Source organism: Micromonospora sp. KLBMP9576, from assembly GCF_050941805.1.
In the GTDB taxonomy this organism is placed as follows: Bacteria; Actinomycetota; Actinomycetes; order Mycobacteriales; family Micromonosporaceae; genus Micromonospora.
This window is the reverse complement of record NZ_CP194567.1, coordinates 1669212-1687175: the sequence shown is the minus strand read 5'-3', so window position 1 is coordinate 1687175 and position 17964 is coordinate 1669212. Positions and strand designations below refer to the sequence as shown.

14 protein-coding genes are annotated in these 17964 nt (G+C 74.8%); 6 read left to right on the top strand and 8 right to left on the bottom strand.

What is annotated here, in order from left to right; genetic code table 11:
- Positions 1-82 precede the first annotated feature (82 nt).
- A complete protein-coding gene (locus ACQ452_RS07585; protein ID WP_433391470.1) occupies positions 83-400 on the top strand; it encodes an STAS domain-containing protein in 318 nt (105 codons plus the stop codon).
- A 142-nt stretch (positions 401-542) separates the two neighbouring features.
- On the opposite strand, the gene ACQ452_RS07580 is transcribed toward ACQ452_RS07585, so the two are convergent.
- The 8 genes from ACQ452_RS07580 to pcaF all read right to left on the bottom strand — a co-directional run bounded on the left by ACQ452_RS07580 (position 543) and on the right by pcaF (position 13492).
- Positions 543-4232 (bottom strand): SpoIIE family protein phosphatase, encoded by a 3690-nt coding sequence (locus ACQ452_RS07580; RefSeq protein WP_433391467.1) that lies wholly within the window; start codon positions 4230-4232, stop codon positions 543-545.
- 310 nt (positions 4233-4542) lie between these two features.
- Positions 4543-5310, bottom strand: coding sequence for a 3-oxoacyl-ACP reductase (locus tag ACQ452_RS07575; RefSeq protein WP_433391464.1), 768 nt, complete (start codon positions 5308-5310; stop codon positions 4543-4545).
- A gap of 4 nt (positions 5311-5314) precedes the next feature.
- Positions 5315-6670, bottom strand: coding sequence for an aldehyde dehydrogenase family protein (locus ACQ452_RS07570; RefSeq protein ID WP_433391461.1), 1356 nt, complete (start codon positions 6668-6670; stop codon positions 5315-5317).
- A 99-nt stretch (positions 6671-6769) separates the two neighbouring features.
- Positions 6770-8134, bottom strand: coding sequence for a glutamine synthetase family protein (locus ACQ452_RS07565; RefSeq protein WP_433391458.1), 1365 nt, complete (start codon positions 8132-8134; stop codon positions 6770-6772).
- Positions 8135-8532: 398 nt separating this feature from the next.
- Entirely contained in the window at positions 8533-9033 is a 501-nt protein-coding gene (locus tag ACQ452_RS07560) for a DUF456 domain-containing protein (protein WP_433391455.1), read from the bottom strand.
- Entirely contained in the window at positions 9030-11195 is a 2166-nt protein-coding gene (locus tag ACQ452_RS07555; RefSeq protein WP_433391452.1) for a putative bifunctional diguanylate cyclase/phosphodiesterase, read from the bottom strand. Before ACQ452_RS07555 ends, ACQ452_RS07560 begins: the two co-directional genes overlap by 4 nt.
- Before the next feature lie 4 nt (positions 11196-11199).
- Entirely contained in the window at positions 11200-12012 is an 813-nt protein-coding gene (locus tag ACQ452_RS07550) for an SAM-dependent methyltransferase (protein WP_433391449.1), read from the bottom strand.
- A gap of 277 nt (positions 12013-12289) precedes the next feature.
- Positions 12290-13492: a 3-oxoadipyl-CoA thiolase gene (gene pcaF / locus ACQ452_RS07545; protein WP_433391446.1), complete on the bottom strand. Its 1203-nt coding sequence runs from the start codon at positions 13490-13492 to the stop codon at positions 12290-12292.
- A gap of 104 nt (positions 13493-13596) precedes the next feature.
- On the opposite strand from pcaF, the gene ACQ452_RS07540 reads away from it, so the two are divergent.
- The 5 genes from ACQ452_RS07540 to ACQ452_RS07520 all read left to right on the top strand — a co-directional run bounded on the left by ACQ452_RS07540 (position 13597) and on the right by ACQ452_RS07520 (position 17920).
- A complete protein-coding gene (locus tag ACQ452_RS07540; RefSeq protein ID WP_433391426.1) occupies positions 13597-14562 on the top strand; it encodes a glutathione S-transferase family protein in 966 nt (321 codons plus the stop codon).
- Positions 14555-15196, top strand: a complete 642-nt coding sequence (locus ACQ452_RS07535; protein WP_433391423.1) for a DUF998 domain-containing protein — start codon at positions 14555-14557, stop codon at positions 15194-15196. The genes ACQ452_RS07540 and ACQ452_RS07535 overlap by 8 nt, the downstream gene beginning before the upstream one ends.
- 260 nt (positions 15197-15456) lie before the next feature.
- The gene (locus ACQ452_RS07530; RefSeq protein WP_433394023.1) at positions 15457-16767 is read left to right on the top strand and encodes a dicarboxylate/amino acid:cation symporter; all 1311 of its coding nucleotides are present in this window, start codon (positions 15457-15459) and stop codon (positions 16765-16767) included.
- Between the two features lie 83 nt (positions 16768-16850).
- A complete protein-coding gene (locus ACQ452_RS07525) occupies positions 16851-17759 on the top strand; it encodes an oxidoreductase (RefSeq protein ID WP_433391444.1) in 909 nt (302 codons plus the stop codon).
- A complete protein-coding gene (locus tag ACQ452_RS07520; protein WP_433391441.1) occupies positions 17735-17920 on the top strand; it encodes a hypothetical protein in 186 nt (61 codons plus the stop codon). The genes ACQ452_RS07525 and ACQ452_RS07520 overlap by 25 nt, the downstream gene beginning before the upstream one ends.
- Positions 17921-17964: the final 44 nt, after the last annotated feature.

Genomic DNA, 17964 nt, shown 5'->3' with positions numbered 1-17964 from the left:
TCGCCGCGCCCGTCGTGACCCCCGCCACCGCCCGCCCCCGGCGGTTGTTGCCGTGCCTGGCCCGCTGTGCCATTGTGGCTGCGTGGATCAAGGGGATGGCTCGTCTTCCGTCTTCTCCGCAAGCGCGGAGATCGACGATGGCCACCTTCGTGTCCTGGTCACCGGCGAGGTCGACATGGCCACCGCCGATGTCATGTTCCAGACCGCGCTGCGCGAGCCGGCCGAACGCGTGACACTCGACCTGCGGGCGGTCACCTTCTTCGATTCCGCGGCGATCCACGCCGTCGTCCGGCTGGCCCAGCAGTTCCCCGACGCGCTCACCGTGCTGCCGTCGCGGCAGGTGCACCGGGTGCTGGACATCTCCGGCCTGGCCGGCCAGGTCTGGCTCCGCCCCGCCTGAGCCCCGCGCCGCCTGAGCCCCGCGCCGCCGGACCGCACCCGCCCGCACCCGGCTGGCGCCGCCGGCCACCCGGGCGTCGCCGCCGGACCCACCGCCCGCACCCCGTGGCGCCGCCGGACCGCGCCGGCCGTCGGAACCGTGCTCAGTCCGCCAGCCGCCGGCGCAGCGTCACCGCGGTCCCGGTGTCGGTACGGGTCACCGACAACTCGCCCAGGGCCTCGATGAGGGACAGCCCCCGCCCCCGGAAGCCCGATCCGGTGGACTCCCGCCACCGGCCGGCGTCACGCACCGTGGCGACCACCGTGCGGTCGACGATGGTCACCTCGACGCTGATCGTCGGCTCGACCGGGTCGACCGGGTGCTCGATGGCGTTGGCGGCGGCCTCGGAGACGGCGACGGTCAGGTCGAACAGGTCCGTCTCGGTGACCCGGTGCGCCACGAGGAAGTCCTCCAGCCGCTTGCGCAGCATGCTGAGGCGGGCGGGATCGGCCGGCAGCCGCAACGCGAACCGGTGGGGCTCCGCCGCCTCCAGGGCGAGCACCGCGACGTCGTCGCGCAGGGGCCGCCCGGCGACCCGTTCCACGACGGCGTCGATCAGGTCGGTGACGTGCTCGCCGGGCGCTGCCGCGTCCTTGCGAAGCCGGGTCAGCGCGGCGTCGATGTCGAGCTGCCGGTCCTCGATCAGCCCGTCGGTGTAGAGCAGCAGCCGGTTCCCGGGGGCCAGCTCCTCCTCGACCGTGCGGTAGACCGTGCCGGGGATCGCCCCGACCGGCGGCCCCAGCGCCCGGTCGTGCAGGAACTCGACGTCGTCCCCCCGGATCAGCAGCGGTGACGGGTGACCGGCGCTGGCGTAGCGCAACCGGCCGGTGCGGGGGCTGAACCAGAGGCAGAACACGGTCGCGAAGGAGCGGCCCTCGGTCGTGTCGACGAGCCGGTTGAGCCGGGTCAGCGACGCACCGGGGTCGAAGCCCTCCAGCACGTACGCCCGCAGCGCGTTGCGGAGCTGGCCCATCGCCGCCGCCGCCCGAACGCCCTTGCCGACCACGTCGCCGATCGCCAGCACGAGCTCGTCGTCGCGCAGGGCGATCACGTCGTACCAGTCCCCGCCGACCTCCACGTCCGCGCTGCCCGGCAGGTAGCGGCTGGCGACCACGGCGCCCGGCAGTTGCGGCAGCGACCGGGGCAGCAGGCTGTGCTGGAGGGTGGTGGCGATACGGTGTTCGGCCTCGTAGAGCTGTGCGTTCTCCAGCCGCACCCCGACCAGCCGGGCGAGCTGGGTGAGCGCGGCCTCGTCGGTGCGGGTCCCGTCGCCGTCCGGGCGCCAGACCCGCAGCTCACCGAGCCGTTCGCCGGCGGTGCCGGTCAGCGGCAGCACGAAGGAGGGCTCGACCGAGGCCAGCACGCCACCGTCGGCCTCGAAGCGCATCCCGGTGGCCGAGACCACCACCCGGGCCGCCTCGGCGAGGCTCAGGGCGTGGCGCGCGGCCACCTGGAGCACCTCGGCGGTGGAGCGGGCGGTGTTGACCGCGACCGCCGCGTCGGCCAGCGCCCGCAGCCCACGGATGATCTGGCCACGGAGCTGGCCCAGCTCGACGTTGGCCCGCACCCGGGCGGTCAGCTCCTGGCCGGAGAAGGGCTTGGTGAGGTAGTCGTCGGCCCCGACCGCCAGCCCCGCGACCTCCTCGGCGGAGCCGGCGCGGGCGGAGAGCAGCACGATCGGCACGTGCCGGGTACGCGGATCCGCCCGCAACGCGGCGACCAGGCCGAACCCGTCCAGCCCGGGCATCATCACGTCGGTCAGCACCAGGTCGAACGCGCCGTCGATGGCGCGCCGCAGCGCCTCCACGCCGTCGGCCACCGCGACCACCTCCCAGGAGGGAGCCAGCAGCCGGGTGACGTGCTCGCGCAGGTCGGCGTTGTCGTCGGCGACCAGGATCCGGCCGGCGGCGCCGCTGCGCCGGGCCGACTCGACACCCTCGGCCGGGCCGGGGGCGGCCGTCCAGAGCGCCGTCTCCGCGACGTAGAGGTCGGCCTGGGCCAGCTCGGCCGGCACCGGGGGGCCGGCGTCGACGACCCGGTCGGCCGGCAGGTGCCCGGTGCCGAACGGAACGGTCACCGTGAACGTGCTGCCCGCGCCCACGCGACTACGCACGGCCACCTCGCCGCCGTGCATCTCGACCAGCTCGCGGACCAGCGCCAGGCCGATCCCGGTGCCCTCGTGGCTACGCGAGCGGACGCCGGGCACCCGGTGGAAGCGCTCGAAGACCTGCGGCAGTTCCTCGGGCACGATGCCGACGCCGGTGTCGGCGACCTCCAGCCGGGCGACCCCGTCGACGGCGCGGATCCGCACCCGGATCTCGCCGTCGAAGGTGAACTTCACCGCGTTCGAGACCAGGTTGAGAACGACCTTCTCCCACATGTCCCGGTCCACGAAGACCGGTGCCGGCAGCGGCGGGCAGTCCACCACCAGGCGCAGCCCGGCCCGATCGATGGCGGAGCGGAACGTGCTGGCCAGGCGGGAGGTGTAGTCGGCGAGGTCGGTGGACTGGTAGCGGGCGGCCAGCCGCCCGGACTCCAGCCGGGAGAAGTCGAGCACCGTGTTGACCAGCTTGAGCAACCGCAGCGCGTTGCGGTGCATGCTGGTGAGCCGCTCGGTGTACGCCTCGGGCAGTGCCGGATCGGCCAGCAGGTCCTCCAGCGGGCCGAGCACCAGCGTCAGCGGGGTGCGGAACTCGTGGCTGACGTTGGCGAAGAAGTTGGTCTTGGCCCGGTCGAGGGCGGCCAGTTCGGCGGCGCGGGCGCGTTCCCGCTCGTACGCCCGCTGCCGGTCGACGGCCCGGGAGATCTGCGCGGCGACCAGGTCGAAGAGGTCGCGGTACTCGTCGGTGAGCGGCTGCCGGCGGGCGACGCCGACCGCCAGCGTGCCGACCGTCTCGGTTCCGGCGGTGACCGGCAGCACCAGCGCCTGCCCGGTCGCCTCGGCCGGCGCCTCGACGAGCAGTTCCGTCACCGCCACGGTGGCGGTACCGGCGGCGGCCGTGCCGACGCTGGTGGTGGCGACCAGCTCGGCGAGCGGTGCCGGTGCCGGCGTGACGACCGTGCCGGGGTCGACACCGGCGCACCCGGCCAGCACCAGGTTGCCCGCCTCGTCGAGCAGGTGCACCAGCGCGAACGGCACGTCCGAGCGGTGTCTGTCGAGCACCGCCGCGGCGGCCCGGCCGAGTTCGGCCCTGCCGTCCACCTCGACCAGCTCGCTGCCCAGCTCCGCCAGCAGCCGCAGCCGGCGTTCCCCGACCACCCGGCCGGTGGTCTCGTTGACGATGCAGAAGATCCCGTCGACGGTGCCGTCGGCGCCCAGGATCGGGTCGTAGGAGACGTCGAAGTAGGTGTCCTCCAGGAAGCCGTGCCGGTCGAGCAGGAAGGGATGGTCCGCCGCGCGGTACGACCGGCCGTCGCGCCGGACGCCCGCCAGCAGCGGCCCGAGCACGCTCCAGGTCTCCGCCCAGTGCTCGCGGGCCGGCCGGCCCAGCACGTCCGGGTGCTTGCCGCCGATGGTGGGACGGTAGGCGTCGTTGTAGAAGGCGAGCTCGTCCTCGCCCCAGAACATGACGATCTGGGCGCTGGAGGCGAGCATCATGCCGATGGCCGAGCAGAGCGCCGCCGGCCAGCGGTCGGGGGTGCCGAGCGGGTGGGTGGACCAGTCGACCCGGCGCATCAGCTCGCCCATCTCACCGCCGCCGGCGAAGGCGGCGGCCAGCAGCGGGGGGAACCGCGCGTTCGGGATCCCCTCGGACGGGCAGCCCCCGTCCGCGCCCCCCTGGGCCGAGCTCATAGTTCCTCCCGCTCCGGCCATCACCGCCTCGGCCCGGTGGTCCGCCCGGCCGTGCCCCGCTTGGTACCCCGACGGACGAGGAACGTAACGCATAGCACCGGTCAGGCGCTGCTTACGCCCGCCCATCCGGGCGCCGGGCGTGCGGCAGCGGCGTGCCGTGCTCGTCCGCGCGCGCGACGACAGCTCGCCCGACACCGGGCCAGCGCGCGTTTCGGGCCCCGGTGTCGGCTGCCACACCGCCCCGACCAGGAACTACCGGCCGACCACTGTGACGTTCGACACCGTCGCCGCACGGCCCGTCAGGGCCGGCTCACAGCGGGGTGACGTACGCGCCGGTGATGCCGCCGTCCACGACGAACTGCGCGGCGGTCATGAAGGACGAGTCGTCGCTGGCCAGGAACGCCACCGCGGCGGCGATCTCCTCCGGCCTGCCGAAGCGCCCCATCGGCACGTGCACCAGCCGGCGGGCGGCCCGCTCCGGGTCGGCGGCGAAGAGTTCGAGCAGCAGCGGCGTGGCGACCGGGCCGGGGCAGAGCGCGTTGACCCGGATGCCGTCGCGGGCGAACTGCACGCCCAGCTCCCGGGTCATCGCCAGCACCCCGCCCTTGCTCGCCGTGTACGCGATCTGCGAGGTCGCCGCCCCCATCAGCGCCACGAACGACGCCGTGTTGATGATCGAGCCCCGGCCCTGCCGGCGCATGTGCGGGATGACGTACTTGCAGCAGAGGTAGACGCTCGTGGTGTTGACCCGCAGCACGCGTTCCCAGGCGTCCAGCCCGGTGGTCAGGATCGAGTCGTCCTCCGGCGGGGAGATGCCCGCGTTGTTGAACGCGACGTCGACGCGCCCGTGCCGCTCGGCCACCCCGTCGAAGAGGTCCCGCACGGCCGCCTCGTCGGCCACGTCCGTGGCGACGAACTCGCCGCCGACCTCCTCGGCGGCCCGCCCACCCGCCTGCGGGTCGACATCCACGCAGACCACCCGGGCGCCCTCGGCGGCGAAGCGCCGCACGGTGGCCAGGCCGATCCCGCTGCCCGCCCCGGTGACCACGGCCACCCGGCCCTCAAGACGACCACTCACCTGCTCACTCCTCCGTCGCGATGAAGACGTTCTTGACGTCGGTGAAGGCGTGCAGGGCGTCCGGGCCCAGCTCGCGGCCCAGCCCGGAGCGCTTCATCCCGCCGAACGGCGTCCAGTAGCGCACCGAGGAGTGCGAGTTGACGCTGAGGTTGCCCGCCTCCACGGCCCGCGCCATCCGCAGCGCCCGGCCCACGTCCCGCGTCCAGATCGAGCCGGACAGCCCGTACTCGGTGTCGTTGGCGAGCCGGACCGCGTCGGCCTCGTCGTCGAACGGGAGCACCGAGACGACCGGGCCGAAGATCTCCTCGCGCCAGTGCCGGTCCGCCACCGAGTCGGCGAGCAGCACCGTCGGGGCGTGCCAGAAGCCGGGGCCGTCGGGGCGGGAGCCGGCGAAGGCGACGTTCGCCCCGTCGACGTACCGCGCCACCCGGTCCCGCTGGGCGGCGGAGATCAGCGGACCCATCTCGGCGCCCTCCCGGGCCGGGTCCTCCACCCGCAGCGCCCGCACCGCCGGTTCGAGCAGCTCCAGGAACCGGTCGTACACCGGCCGCTGCACCAGGATCCGGGACCGGGCGCAGCAGTCCTGCCCGGCGTTGTCGAAGACGGCGTACGGCGCGGTGGCCGCCGCCCGTTCCAGGTCGGCGTCGGCGAAGACGAGGTTGGCGCTCTTGCCGCCCAGCTCCAGGGTCAGCCGCTTCACCTGCGCGGCGCAGCCGGCCATGATCCGGGTGCCGACCTCGGTGGAACCGGTGAAGCAGATCTTGCGGACGGCGGGGTGGGTGACGAACCGCTCCCCCACCACCGACCCGGCCCCCGGCAGCACGGTGAACACGTCGTCGGGCACGCCCGCCTCACGCGCCAACTCGGCCAGGCGCAGCGCGGTCAGCGGGGTCAGCTCGGCGGGCTTGAGCAGCACGGTGTTGCCGGCTGCGAGCGCCGGCGCGAAGCCCCAGGCGGCGATCGGCATCGGGAAGTTCCACGGCACGATCACCCCGACCACGCCGAGCGGCTCGTGGAACGTCACGTCCAGCCCGCCCGGCACCGGGATCTGCCGCCCGGTGAGTCGCTCCGGCGCGCCCGCGTAGTAGTCGAGGACGTCGCGGACGTTGCCCGCCTCCCACCGCGCGTTGCCGATCGGGTGCCCGCTGTTGCGCACCTCCAGGCGCGCCAGCTCCTCCAGGTGCGCATCGACGACCGCCGCGAAGCGCCGCAACACCCGGGCCCGCTCGCCGGGGGCCACCGCCCGCCACCGCCGGAAGGCCGCATCCGCCCGCCCGACCGCCGCGTCGACCTGCGCGAGCGACGACGCCGGCACGAAGCCCACGACCTCTCCCGTCGCCGGGTTCAGCACCTCGCTCACGCACCCCACCCCTCTCGACGGGTGATCGCGGGGCCGGCACCGCGACGGAAGCCGCCCACGCCCCCGGCCGCGGGCCCGGGGTGCCCGGTCGCCGGGCGGTCAGAGACGCTCGAAGCCACGGAAGAGCTCCCAGTCCGTGACGGCCGCGTCGTAGGCCGAAAGCTCGACCCGCGCCTGGTTGGCGTAGTGGGCGGCCACCTCCTCGCCGAACGCCCCGGCGGCCACCGGCGAGCCCTCCCAGAGGACCAGGGCGTCACGCAGCGTGGCGGGCACCCGGTCGGCGCCCGGATCGTCGTACGCGTTCCCGGTGCACTCCTCGCCCAACTCCAGCTCCTGCTCGATGCCGTGCACCGCGCCGGCCACCAGGGCCGCGATGGCCAGGTACGGATTCACGTCCGCCCCCGGCACCCGGTTCTCCACCCGCATGCCCTGCCCGTGCCCGACGAGCCGCAGCGCGCAGGTGCGGTTGTCGGTGCCCCAGCGCAGCGCGGTGGGCGCGAACGACCCCGGCTGGTAACGCTTGTACGAGTTGATGTTCGGGGCGAAGAGCAGGCTGAACTCGCGCATGGTGGCCAGCAGCCCGGCCAGCACCCGCTGCCCCGTCACCGACAGGTGCGCCGGCCCGTCGCCGAGCATCGCCGAGCGGCCCTCGGCGTCGCGCAGCGAGAAGTGGATGTGGCAGGAGTTGCCCTCCCGCGCGTTCGGCTTGGCCATGAAGGTGATCGACATGCCCTCCTGGGCGGCGATCTCCTTCGCCCCGTTCTTGTAGATCACGTGGTGGTCGGCGCAGGCCACCGCCTCGTCGTAGCGGAAGGCGATCTCGTGCTGGCCGAGGTTGCACTCCCCCTTCGCGCTCTCCGGGGTGAGCCCCGCCCCGGCCATCTCCCGCCGGATGCGGCGCAGCAGGGGCTCCACCCGGGCGGTGCCGAGCAACGAGTAGTCCACGTTGTACTGGTTGGCCGGGGTGAGGTCGCGGTAGCCGCGTCGCCAGGCGTCCTCGTACGAGTCGCGGAACAGCACGAACTCCAGCTCCGTGCCCGCGTACGCGGTCAGCCCGTGCGCGGCCAGCCGGTCGAGCTGCCGGCGCAGGATCTGCCGGGGCGAGGCGAGAACCGGAGCGGCCCCGTCCGGCCAGGCCAGGTCGGCCAGGAGCAGCGCGCTGCCCGGCTGCCAGGGCACCCGGCGCAGCGTGTCCAGGTCCGGCACCATGGCGATGTCGCCGTACCCGCGTTCCCAGCTCGACATCGCGTACCCGTCGACGGTGTTCATGTCGACGTCGACCGCCAGCAGGTAGTCGCACCCCTCGCTGCCGTGCGCGACCACCTGGTCGAGGAAGAAGGGGGCGTGGAACCGCTTGCCCTGCAACCGGCCCTGCATGTCGACCAGGGCCAGCACCACGGTGTCGATCTCGCCCTCGGCCACGGCGACCCGAAGCTGTTCCAACGTGAGCGGAGCTTTCCTCATCGGCGGGCCTCCATCACCAAGGTCTACTGGTTGGACCTGAGCACCGTCAATGCCCCACGCGGGGTCGCGCCAACCGTCGGGGCCCCGCCGCACCTGTGGCGCCCGCCCCGGCGCCGGCCCGGGTCCGCTAATTGCGTTGCCGCCCCGGTAGGTCCGACGCATGCTTGAGCCCGTGGCCAGGCCCGATCGCGACGGGTCACCGCCGGGCGCTCGGACCGCCCGGCACACCGCGGCGGCGCGGGGCACGTCACCTCTCTCTCACCGCACGGCGCTGCGCCGTGTCCGACGCCCGCCCCGCGTCGCCGCACCCCCCCTCGACCCCGCCGGCGGCTCCACCACCCGACCGGCGCCCGCACCGACGGCGACGACGACGACGGCGGCGACGACAACGGCGGCGGTCAGGCGAGCAGCAGGCCCGCCGCCCAGAGCGCCGCCACGAGCAGGCCGGCGAGGAACTCGACGAGCATGGACAGGCCGGCCGCCGCCACCGCCTGCCTGGTCGCCGGCCAGGCCAGCCGGGAGTCGCCCAGCCGCAGCCGCTCCGCCGCCCAGACCCCGCCGACGAAGCCCAGCACCAGCCCGACCACCGGGATCACGAAGAAGCCGACAAGCCCCAGCAGGCCGCCGGCGAGCAGCGACGAGGTGGGCACGCCGGTGCGTTTCAGGTTGCGCCCCGGCCAGGCGTACTTGACGACGGTGCCACCGACGGCGACGACGGTGGCGGCGGCCAGCACCGCCCAGCGGCCGGGCCCGGCGCCGCCGAGGAGCGCCCAGAGCAGCACCCCGCCCCAGCACAGCGGCAGCGCCGGCAGACCGGGCACCACCACGCCCGCGAGCCCGGCGAGGATCGCCAACCCGGCGAGCACGGCGACCGCCGCCTCGCTGTCCGTCAGGCTCATGCCGTCGCCCCCCGCTCGTCGCCGCGCAGCCGGGCGGTGATCTCGGCCGCCGGGGCGGGCGGGCCGAAGAAGAGGCCCTGCCCGGTGTCGCAGCGCAGCGCGCGCAGCCGCTCGGCCTGCACCGCGGTCTCCACCGCCTCGGCGGTCACCCACAGCTCCAGCGCGTGCGCCAGCCGGACCAGCGCGTCCACGATCCGCTCGTCCCGGTGGTCGGTCGTCGCCTCGCCGCGGATGCCCTCGACGAACGGCCCGGCCAGCTTCAGGCAGTGCACCGGCAGCCGCCGCAGGTACGCCAGGTTTGAGTAGCCGGTGCCGAAGTCGTCGACAGCCAGCCGTACGCCCAGCGCGGCCAGCCGGTGCAGCGACCGCAACGGCTCCCCGGCGGTGCCCATCACCGCGCTCTCGGTCAGCTCCAGTTGCAGCAGCTCCGCCGGCAGCCCGGAGCGGGCCAGGGCGTCCGCGACGGTGGCCACGATGCCCGGGTCGTCGGCCTGCCGGGCGGCCAGGTTGACGCTCACCACGAGGCGGGCCTGCGGGAACTCGCGCCGCCACGCCTCCGCGTCCCGGCAGGCCTGCCGCAGCACCCACTCGCCGAGCCGGACGATCAGACCGGTCTCCTCGGCCAGGCCGATGAACCGGTCCGGCCCGATCAGCCCCAGCTCCGGGTGCTGCCACCGCACCAGCGCCTCCACGGCCAGCATCGAGCCCTCCAGCAGGGACACGATCGGTTGGTAGCGCACCACGAACTCGCCCCGGTCCAGGGCCGCCGGCAGGCTGGCGGCCAGAGCGGAGCGGGCGAGGTCCCGGGCACCGCGTTCCGGGTCGTAGACCGCCCACCGGCCCCGGCCCTCCGCCTTCGCCCAGTAGAGCGTGGAGTCGGCGGCCTTCATCAGCTCCGACGCGCTGGTGGCGCCGACCGGGCAGTCGACGACGCCCACGCTCGCCGTCACCGCGAGCTGGTGCTCGCCGATGTGGATCGGGGCGCGGACCGACGCGAGGGCCACCTCGGCGACCTCCACCGCCTCGTCGAGCCCGGCGCCGTCGTCGACCAGGATGACGAACTCGTCCCCGCCCATCCGGGCGACGAGGTGGCCCCGGCCCGCGACGCACTCGGCCAGCCGCCGGGCGATCACCACGAGCAGCCGGTCGCCGAGATCGTGGCCGAGGCTGTCGTTGATCGCCTTGAAGCCGTCCAGGTCGAGGAAGCAGATCCCGACCCGGTGGGCGGCGTCGGGGGCGTCGAAGACGCGGCCCAGCGTCTCGAAGAACAGGGTCCGGTTGGGCAGGCCGGTCAGCGGGTCGTGCAGCGCCTGGAAGCGCAGCCGCTGCTGGAGCTCGTACCGCTCGGTGATGTCCTCGATCATCGCGGCGGTGAACCGGGGCCGGCCGTCGTCGTGGCGGATCAGGGAGACGGACAGGTTGGTCCAGACCACGCTGCCGTCCTTGCGGTAGTAGCGCTTCTCGACCCGGGCGCTCTCGTGTTTGCCCTCGATCAGCTCCTGGTAGAGCTCCCACATGCCGGCCGCGTCGTCGGGGTGGAACAGCGAGGCCACGTTGGCCCGCCGCAGCTCCTCGATGGAGTAGCCGAGCATGTCCGCGAACGCCTGGTTGACGTCGATGATCTGACCGTCGACGCCGGCGATGCCGATCCCCGTGGCCGCGCCCACGAAGACCGCCCGGAAGCGGGCCTCGCTGTCGCGCAGTGCCTGTTCCACCTCGTCGCGGGCCTGCCAGGCCGACCGGGCGATCCGCTCCTGCTGCGCGAAGGTCCGCTCGCGCAGGGCCCGCGCGAAACCGGCCGCGAGTGCGCCCTGCAACGCCGCGACCCGCTCCGCCGTCCCGGGCCGGTGGGCCGGACCCGGCAGTACGTGCGCGGGAAGCCGCTCGCCGAGGGCGCGCACCGACCAGTCGAGCATCCGGGGCTCGGTCAGGTGCTCCCCGACCAGCGCCCGCCCGACCTCCTCGCCCGGCAGGGGCGAGAACGGCTCGGCGAGCAGGGCCCGGGCCAGCCGGACGGTGTGCAGGTGCAGCAGCCGCTCGGTCTCGGCCGCGCTCAGCGGCACGAAACCGAGCCGGCGCACCGCCCGGGCCCACTCGGCCGCGTACCGCTGGGCGCCCGACCGGTTGAGGTCGTCGCCGCCGCGTTCCGGGACGGCGGCCATCGGATCAGGCGGTGGGCTCGTCGTGCCGGGCGACGCCGCCGAAGGCGCCGAACCGCTCCGGGTGCTCGTCCACGTCCGAGGGCGAGTCGGGACGCCACAACGGCATGTGCACCACCCCCGGCTCCAGGATCGTCCAGTCGCCGAAGAAGCTGGTCACCTCAGCCCGGGAGCGCAGCGTGATCTCGGTGTCGGTGCGCTTCGACAGGCGCTGCGCGTCGAGCATCTCCTGCGGCTGGTCCTCGAACGTGGAGTGGGAGATGACCAGGTGGCTGCCCGGGGCCGCGGCGGCCCGGAGCGTGGCGAGGACGTCACCGGGGCGGTCGGCGTCCCCGACGAAGTGCACCACCCCGGCGAGCAGGATGCCCAGCGGCCGGCCGAAGTCGAGCAGCCCGAGGCCGGCGGCCTCGGCGAGGATCCGCTCCGGCTCGCGCAGGTCGGCGTGGATCACCCCGGTCAGTTCGTCGCGGGCGAGCAACTCCCGGCTGTGCGCCACCGCCACCGGGTCGATGTCGACGTAGACCACCCGGGCCTTCGGGTTGGCCGCCTGGGCGACCTCGTGCACGTTGCCGACGGTGGGGATGCCGGAGCCGATGTCGAGGAACTGGTCGATGCCGGCGTCGAGCAGCGCCCGCACGGCGCGACGCAGGAACTCCCGGCCGGCCCGCATGGTCGCCGGCAGGTGGGGGGTCATGGCGGCGATCTGCTCGGCGAGCTGCCGGTCGATCTCGAAGTTGTGCGCCCCGCCGAGGAAGTAGTCGTACACGCGGGCCGCGCTCGGCCGGGAGAGGTCGATCTCGGCGGGAAGTCCGTCCGGCATCTGCACTGCTGCACCCCAAGTCGTCGCCGCGGTGCGGGAGGGAACCGGTGTCGGGGCGCGTGCGGGCACGCGGAGGCACACCGGCCGACCCGCGGATCGTGTGGTGCTCACCACTCTAGGCCGCGTGGTCCCGGCTCCGGGAGGTCCCGCGACCCCACTTCGCCGGCAACCCGGCGCCCGTGCCGACCCAGGCACTGTGCGTGACCGCCGCCTGGCGACGGGACCGGGGCGCCTATCCTCGGCGCCCGGTCGGGGCGCCGGGGTGCGTCCGCTTCGGTCAGGCGGCTTCGAGCAGCAGCGAGATGCCCTGCCCGACGCCGACGCACATCGTGGCCAGTGCCCGTCGCCCGCCCCGGCGGCGCAGCTCCAGCGCGGCCGTCAACGCCAGCCGGGCGCCGCTGGCGCCGAGCGGGTGCCCGAGCGCGATCGCCCCGCCGTTCGGGTTGACGTGCTCGGCGTCGGCCGGCAGGCCCAGCTCGCGCAGCACCGCGACGGACTGCGCGGCGAACGCCTCGTTCAGCTCGATCACGTCGAGCGCGGCGAGGCCGAGGCCGAGGCGGTCGAGCAGCTTGCGGGTGGCCGGCACCGGCCCGACCCCCATCACCCGCGGTGGCACGCCGGCCGAGGCGGCCCCGGCGACCCGGGCCAGCGGGGTGAGGCCGTAGCGGGCCACGGCCGCCTCGGAGGCGACCAGCAGCGCCACCGCGCCGTCGTTGACGCCCGAGGAGTTGCCGGCGGTCACCGTGCCGCCCGCACGGAACGGGGTGGGCAGCGCGGCGAGCTTCTCCAGCGAGGTCTCCCGGGGGTGCTCGTCGACCTCGACGAGCTTCGTCTCCCGCCGGCCCGCCGGCACGGTCACGCCCACGATCTCCTCGGCGAACCGGCCGTCGGCCTGCGCCCGCGCGGCCCGCCGCTGCGATCGGTACGCGAACTCGTCCTGCTCGGCGCGGCCGACGCCGTACTCGGCGGCGACGTTCTCCGCCGTCTCCGGCATGGAGTCGATGCCCCACTGCTTCTTCATCGCCGGGTTGACCAGTCGCCAGCCGATGGTGGTGTCGTGGACCTCGGCGGTGCGGGCGAACGGGGTGGTCGCCTTCGGCAGCACGAACGGTGCGCGGCTCATGCTCTCCACCCCGCCGGCCACCACGAGGTCGGCCTCGCCGGCCACGATGGAGCGGGCGGCGATGGCGAGGGCGTCCAGGCCGGAGCCGCAGAGCCGGTTGACCGTGCTGCCGGGCACCTGCTCGGGCAGCCCGCCGAGCAGTGCCGCCATCCGGGCCACGTTGCGGTTGTCCTCGCCGGCCTGGTTGGCGCAGCCCAGGACGACATCGTCCACCCGGGCCCAGTCCACGGACGGGTGTCGGGCGGCCAGTTCCCGGATCACGTGCGCGGCCAGGTCGTCGGGGCGGACGCCGGCGAGGGCGCCGGCGTACCGGCCGATCGGGGTGCGGACACCGGCCACCAGGTATGCCACGGTCATCGGTGCGGTCCTTCGGGGTGGGAAGGGGCGGGAGGCGGACGCCCCCGGACCCGGCGACGCCCGCCGCCAGAGTATCCGCGGAGCGCGGCGGATAGGTTGGTGGCATGGCCCGGGCCCAGTTCAGCGCAGAGACCAGTGGTGGCGGCGAGTTCGTCCGCCAGCCCAACCGGTTCACCGGCCGGGTCACGCCGGACTCCGACTCGCCGCCCGGCGGCGGGCCGGACGCGCAGGACCGGTGGCCGCTGGAGCCGGGCCGCTACCGGCTGATCTGGTGCCGGGCCTGCCCGTGGGCACACCGGGCCCGGATCGTGCGCGACCTGCTCGGCCTGCAGGACGTGATCTCCCTCGGCACGGTCGACCCGGTCCGCGACGAGCGGGGCTGGCGGTTCAGCCTCGACCCGGACGGCTTCGACCCGGTGCTCGGCGTCGGTTTCCTCTCCGAGGCCTACCTCGCCACCGATCCCGACTACACCGGGCGGGTCACCGTGCCGGCGCTCGTCGACACGCGCACCGGCCGGGTGGTCACGAACGACTATCCGCAGCTCACCCTGGATCTGTCCACCCAGTGGCGCAGCCTGCACGGGCCCGGGGCGCCCGACCTCTACCCCGAGGCGCTGCGGCCGGAGCTGGACGCCCTGATGGCGGAGATCCACCGGGACGTCAACAACGGGGTCTACCGGTGCGGCTTCGCCACCTCCCAGGCCGCGTACGACGAGGCGTTCACGGCGCTGTTCGCCCGCCTCGACGCGCTGTCGCAGCGGCTGGCGGGCCGGCGCTACCTGATGGGCGACGCGATCACCGAGGCCGACGTGCGGCTCTTCACCACCCTGGTCCGCTTCGACGTGGCCTATCACGGGCACTTCAAGTGCAACCGGCACAAGCTCACCGAGTTGCCAGTGCTCTGGGCGTACGCGCGGGACCTGTTCCAGACCCCGGGCTTCGGCGAGACGGTCGACTTCGACCACATCAAGCGGCACTACTACGGCACGCACGCGGCGATCAACCCGACGGGGATCGTCCCGCTGGGCCCCGACACCTCCGGCTGGACCACGCCGCACGGGCGTGCCTGAGCCGCACCGGCCCGACCCGGGCAGTGCCGGTCGGGCCGCCGCCGCGCGCCGGGCCGCCGCGTGGGCCTGCCTCGCCTGCCTCGTCGCGGGCGCGGTCGCGGTGACCGTCGCCGTGGTGGCCGGTCCCGGTCCGGGTCCGACCGGGTACGTCAGTGAGGCGGGCGTCACCGACAGCCCGTACGCCCCGGCGTACCGCGGCGGGGTCCTCGCCCTGGCGGCCGGGGTGCTGCTGCTCGCCGGGGCGCTGCCCCCGGCGCTGCGGGCCGCGACCGCGCTGCTCGCGGCCGGGAGCGTCTTCGCGCTGGTCTCGGGGGTGGTGACGTGCAGCGCGGGCTGCCCGCTGCCGCCGTTCGAGCGGGCCACCACGGCGGACCTGGTGCACGGCGGGGCGAGCATCCTCGCGGTGGCCGCGGTGGTGTTCGCGATGCTGGCCACCGCGCTCGCCCGGGCGGCCCGGCCGGCGCTGCGCCGGCTGGCCTGGGTGGCCCTCGCGGTGGCCCTGCCGCTGGCGGGCGCGACCGCCGTGGCCCTGGTCACCGTCGGGCGGGGCAGCCTGCTCGCGGTCCTGGAGCGGTTGCTGCTGCTGGTCGCGCTCCTCTGGGGCGCGGCCACCGCCACCGCCCTGCGCCGGTAGGCGGGGGCACCTTTCGGCCCCCTCGTGCCGGGAGGGTTTATTCCGGCGCCCCGGGTAAGGAGCGTCACGGCGGCGGGTCCTTCCGCCGCATCGACGCTCGCGGCTAACCTCGGCGGGCGATGACCAACGTCTGGCACCTGACCGTACGCCTGTATGTCGACCTCCGACTGCAGGCCAGCGGCGTCTGTCCGGCGCAGCCGCTCTCCTGACGCTGCCCCGTTCCGACCTCCAGACCCTGGGACCCCCTGATGGCTTCCGCCCTGCGCAAGATCCCCTTCTCCGTGCAGATCCTGCTCGGTCTCGTCCTCGGCGTGGCGCTCGGCTTCCTCGCCCGCGCCAACGACCTGAGCTGGCTCACCAGCACCCTCGACACCGTCGGCGGCCTCTTCGTCCAACTGCTCAAGCTGGCCGTGCCGCCGCTGGTCTTCACCGCCATCGTGGTCAGCGTGGTCAGCCTGCGGGGTGTGACCAACGCCGCCCGGCTGGCCGTGAAGACCCTGCTCTGGTTCGGCGCCACCGCGCTGATCGCGGTGGGTGTCGGCATCGGGCTCGGCCTGCTGACCAACCCGGGCCGCGGCGTCGACCTCGACACCGCCGGCGCCACGGCACCCACGAAGACCGGCTCGTGGACCGACTTCCTCGCCGGCATCGTGCCGACCAACCCGGTCGGCGCGTTCGTCGACGGCAACGTGCTCCAGATCGTCTTCCTGGCCCTCGTCGTCGGCGCGGCGGCGCTGCTGGTCGGGGAGGCCGCCGAGCCGTTCGTGGCGATCAACCGCGCGCTGCTGGCGATCGTGCAGAAGGCGCTGTGGTGGGTCATCCGGCTCGCCCCCATCGGCACCCTCGGCCTGATCGGTCACGCCGTCGCCTCGTACGGCTGGGACCTGCTGGCCCCGCTCGCGACGTTCACCACCGCCGTCTACGTCGGCTGCGCGATCGTGCTGTTCGGGGTCTACCCGCTGCTGCTGGTGACCGCCGGCCGGCTCAACCCGCTGCGCTTCTTCGCGGGCGCCTGGCCGGCGATCGAGCTGGCCTTCGTCTCCCGTTCCTCGGTGGGCACGATGCCGGTGACCCAGCGCTCGGTCGAGCGCCTCGGCGTCCCCCGCGAGTACGCCTCGTTCGCGGTGCCGTTCGGCGCCACCACGAAGATGGACGGCTGCGCCGCGGTCTACCCGGCGCTGGCGGCGATCTTCGTGGCCCAGGTCTTCGGGGTGGACCTGGGGGTCACCGACTACCTGCTGATCGCCTTCGTCTCGGTGGTCGGTTCGGCCGCCACCGCCGGCCTGACCGGCGCGATCGTGATGCTCACCCTGACGCTGAGCACGCTGGGCCTGCCGCTGGCCGGCGCCGGCCTGCTGCTGGCGATCGACCCGATCATCGACATGATCCGCACCGCCACGAACGTCGCCGGTCAGGCGCTGGTGCCGACGATCGTCGCCGCCCGCGAGGGCACCCTGGACCGGGCCGCGTACGACTCGGCCGGCCGGCGCTCGCTGCTCGACCCGGCGGACGCCGACGCCGACGCCGGCCCACCGCGCCGGTCCGAGGACCTCAGCCCCGTACCGGCCTGACCCGTGCGCGGCGGGACCCGGTTGCGGGTCCCGCCGCGATCCGCCGAACCGGAAGATTCCCCGTCGCTGAATAGGATGACCGCATGAGTGCCCTGTTCACCCCGCTGACCCTGCGCAGGGTGACCCTGCCCAACCGGATCGCGCTGGCGCCGATGTGCCAGTACACCGCCGGCCCGGACGGCCTGCCCACCGACTGGCACCTGGTGCACCTGGGCGCCCGCGCGGTCGGCGGCACCGGCCTGGTGCTGACCGAGGCCACCGCCGTGCTGCCCGAGGGGCGGATCAGCCCGCAGGACACCGGGCTGTGGTCCGCCGCGCACGTGGACGCCTGGCGGCCGGTGACCGCGTTCGTCGCCGCGCACGGCGCGGTGCCGGCCGTGCAGCTCGCGCACGCCGGGTTCAAGGCGTCGACGTACCGGCCGTGGGCGCCCCGACGGGGCGGGGTGCCCGACGCGGAGGGCGGCTGGACACCGGTCGGCCCGGGGTCCGCCCCGTTCGTGCCCGACTACCGGGTGCCGGCCGCGCTGGACGAGGCGGGCATCGCCGGCGTCGTCGAGGCGTTCGCGGTTGCGGCCGGCCGGGCGGTCGACGCGGGATTCGCGGCGGTGGAGATCCACGCCGCGCACGGCTACCTGCTGCACGAGTTCCTCTCCCCGCTGACGAACCACCGCGACGACGGCTGGGGCGGCGACCGGGCCGGCCGGATGCGGCTCACCCTGGCGGTGGCGCGGGCGGTCCGGGCGACCGTCGGCGAGGACGTGCCCGTGCTGGCCCGGATCTCCGCCACCGACTGGGAGCCGGCGGGCTGGACGGTCGAGGACAGCGTGGTGCTCGCGGCCGCGAGCTGGCCGCCGCCGGGGTGGACCTGGTCGACTGCTCCTCGGGCGGGGCGTCCGCCACCGCGAAGATCCCCGTCGGCCCGGGCTACCAGGTGCCGCTGGCCGCCCGGGTGCGCCGGGAGGCGGGGGTGCCCAGCGGCGCGGTCGGGCTGATCGTCGAACCGGAGCAGGCCGAGGCGATCGTCGCGGCCGGCGACGCCGACCTGGTCCTGCTCGGGCGCGAGCTGCTGCGGGACCCGTACTGGCCGCACCGGGCCGCCGCCAAGCTCGGCGCCGTCCCCACCTGGCCGGCCCAGTACGCCCGCGCCACCTGACCCACCCGCCGTGGTCGGTGGCCGCCGACCCGTCGCCCCGGGGG

Excerpts from the sequence above, each read along its gene's own strand:
- ACQ452_RS07550 (WP_433391449.1), bottom strand. The coding sequence starts at position 12,012 with ATGCCGGACGGACTTCCCGCCGAGATCGACCTCTCCCGGCCGAGCGCG.
- ACQ452_RS07555 (WP_433391452.1), bottom strand. The coding sequence starts at position 11,195 with ATGGCCGCCGTCCCGGAACGCGGCGGCGACGACCTCAACCGGTCGGGC.
- ACQ452_RS07560 (WP_433391455.1), bottom strand. The coding sequence starts at position 9,033 with ATGAGCCTGACGGACAGCGAGGCGGCGGTCGCCGTGCTCGCCGGGTTG.
- ACQ452_RS07540 (WP_433391426.1), top strand. The coding sequence starts at position 13,597 with ATGGCCCGGGCCCAGTTCAGCGCAGAGACCAGTGGTGGCGGCGAGTTC.
- ACQ452_RS07580 (WP_433391467.1), bottom strand. The coding sequence starts at position 4,232 with ATGAGCTCGGCCCAGGGGGGCGCGGACGGGGGCTGCCCGTCCGAGGGG.
- ACQ452_RS07525 (WP_433391444.1), top strand. The coding sequence starts at position 16,851 with ATGAGTGCCCTGTTCACCCCGCTGACCCTGCGCAGGGTGACCCTGCCC.
- pcaF (WP_433391446.1), bottom strand. The coding sequence starts at position 13,492 with ATGACCGTGGCATACCTGGTGGCCGGTGTCCGCACCCCGATCGGCCGG.
- ACQ452_RS07565 (WP_433391458.1), bottom strand. The coding sequence starts at position 8,134 with ATGAGGAAAGCTCCGCTCACGTTGGAACAGCTTCGGGTCGCCGTGGCC.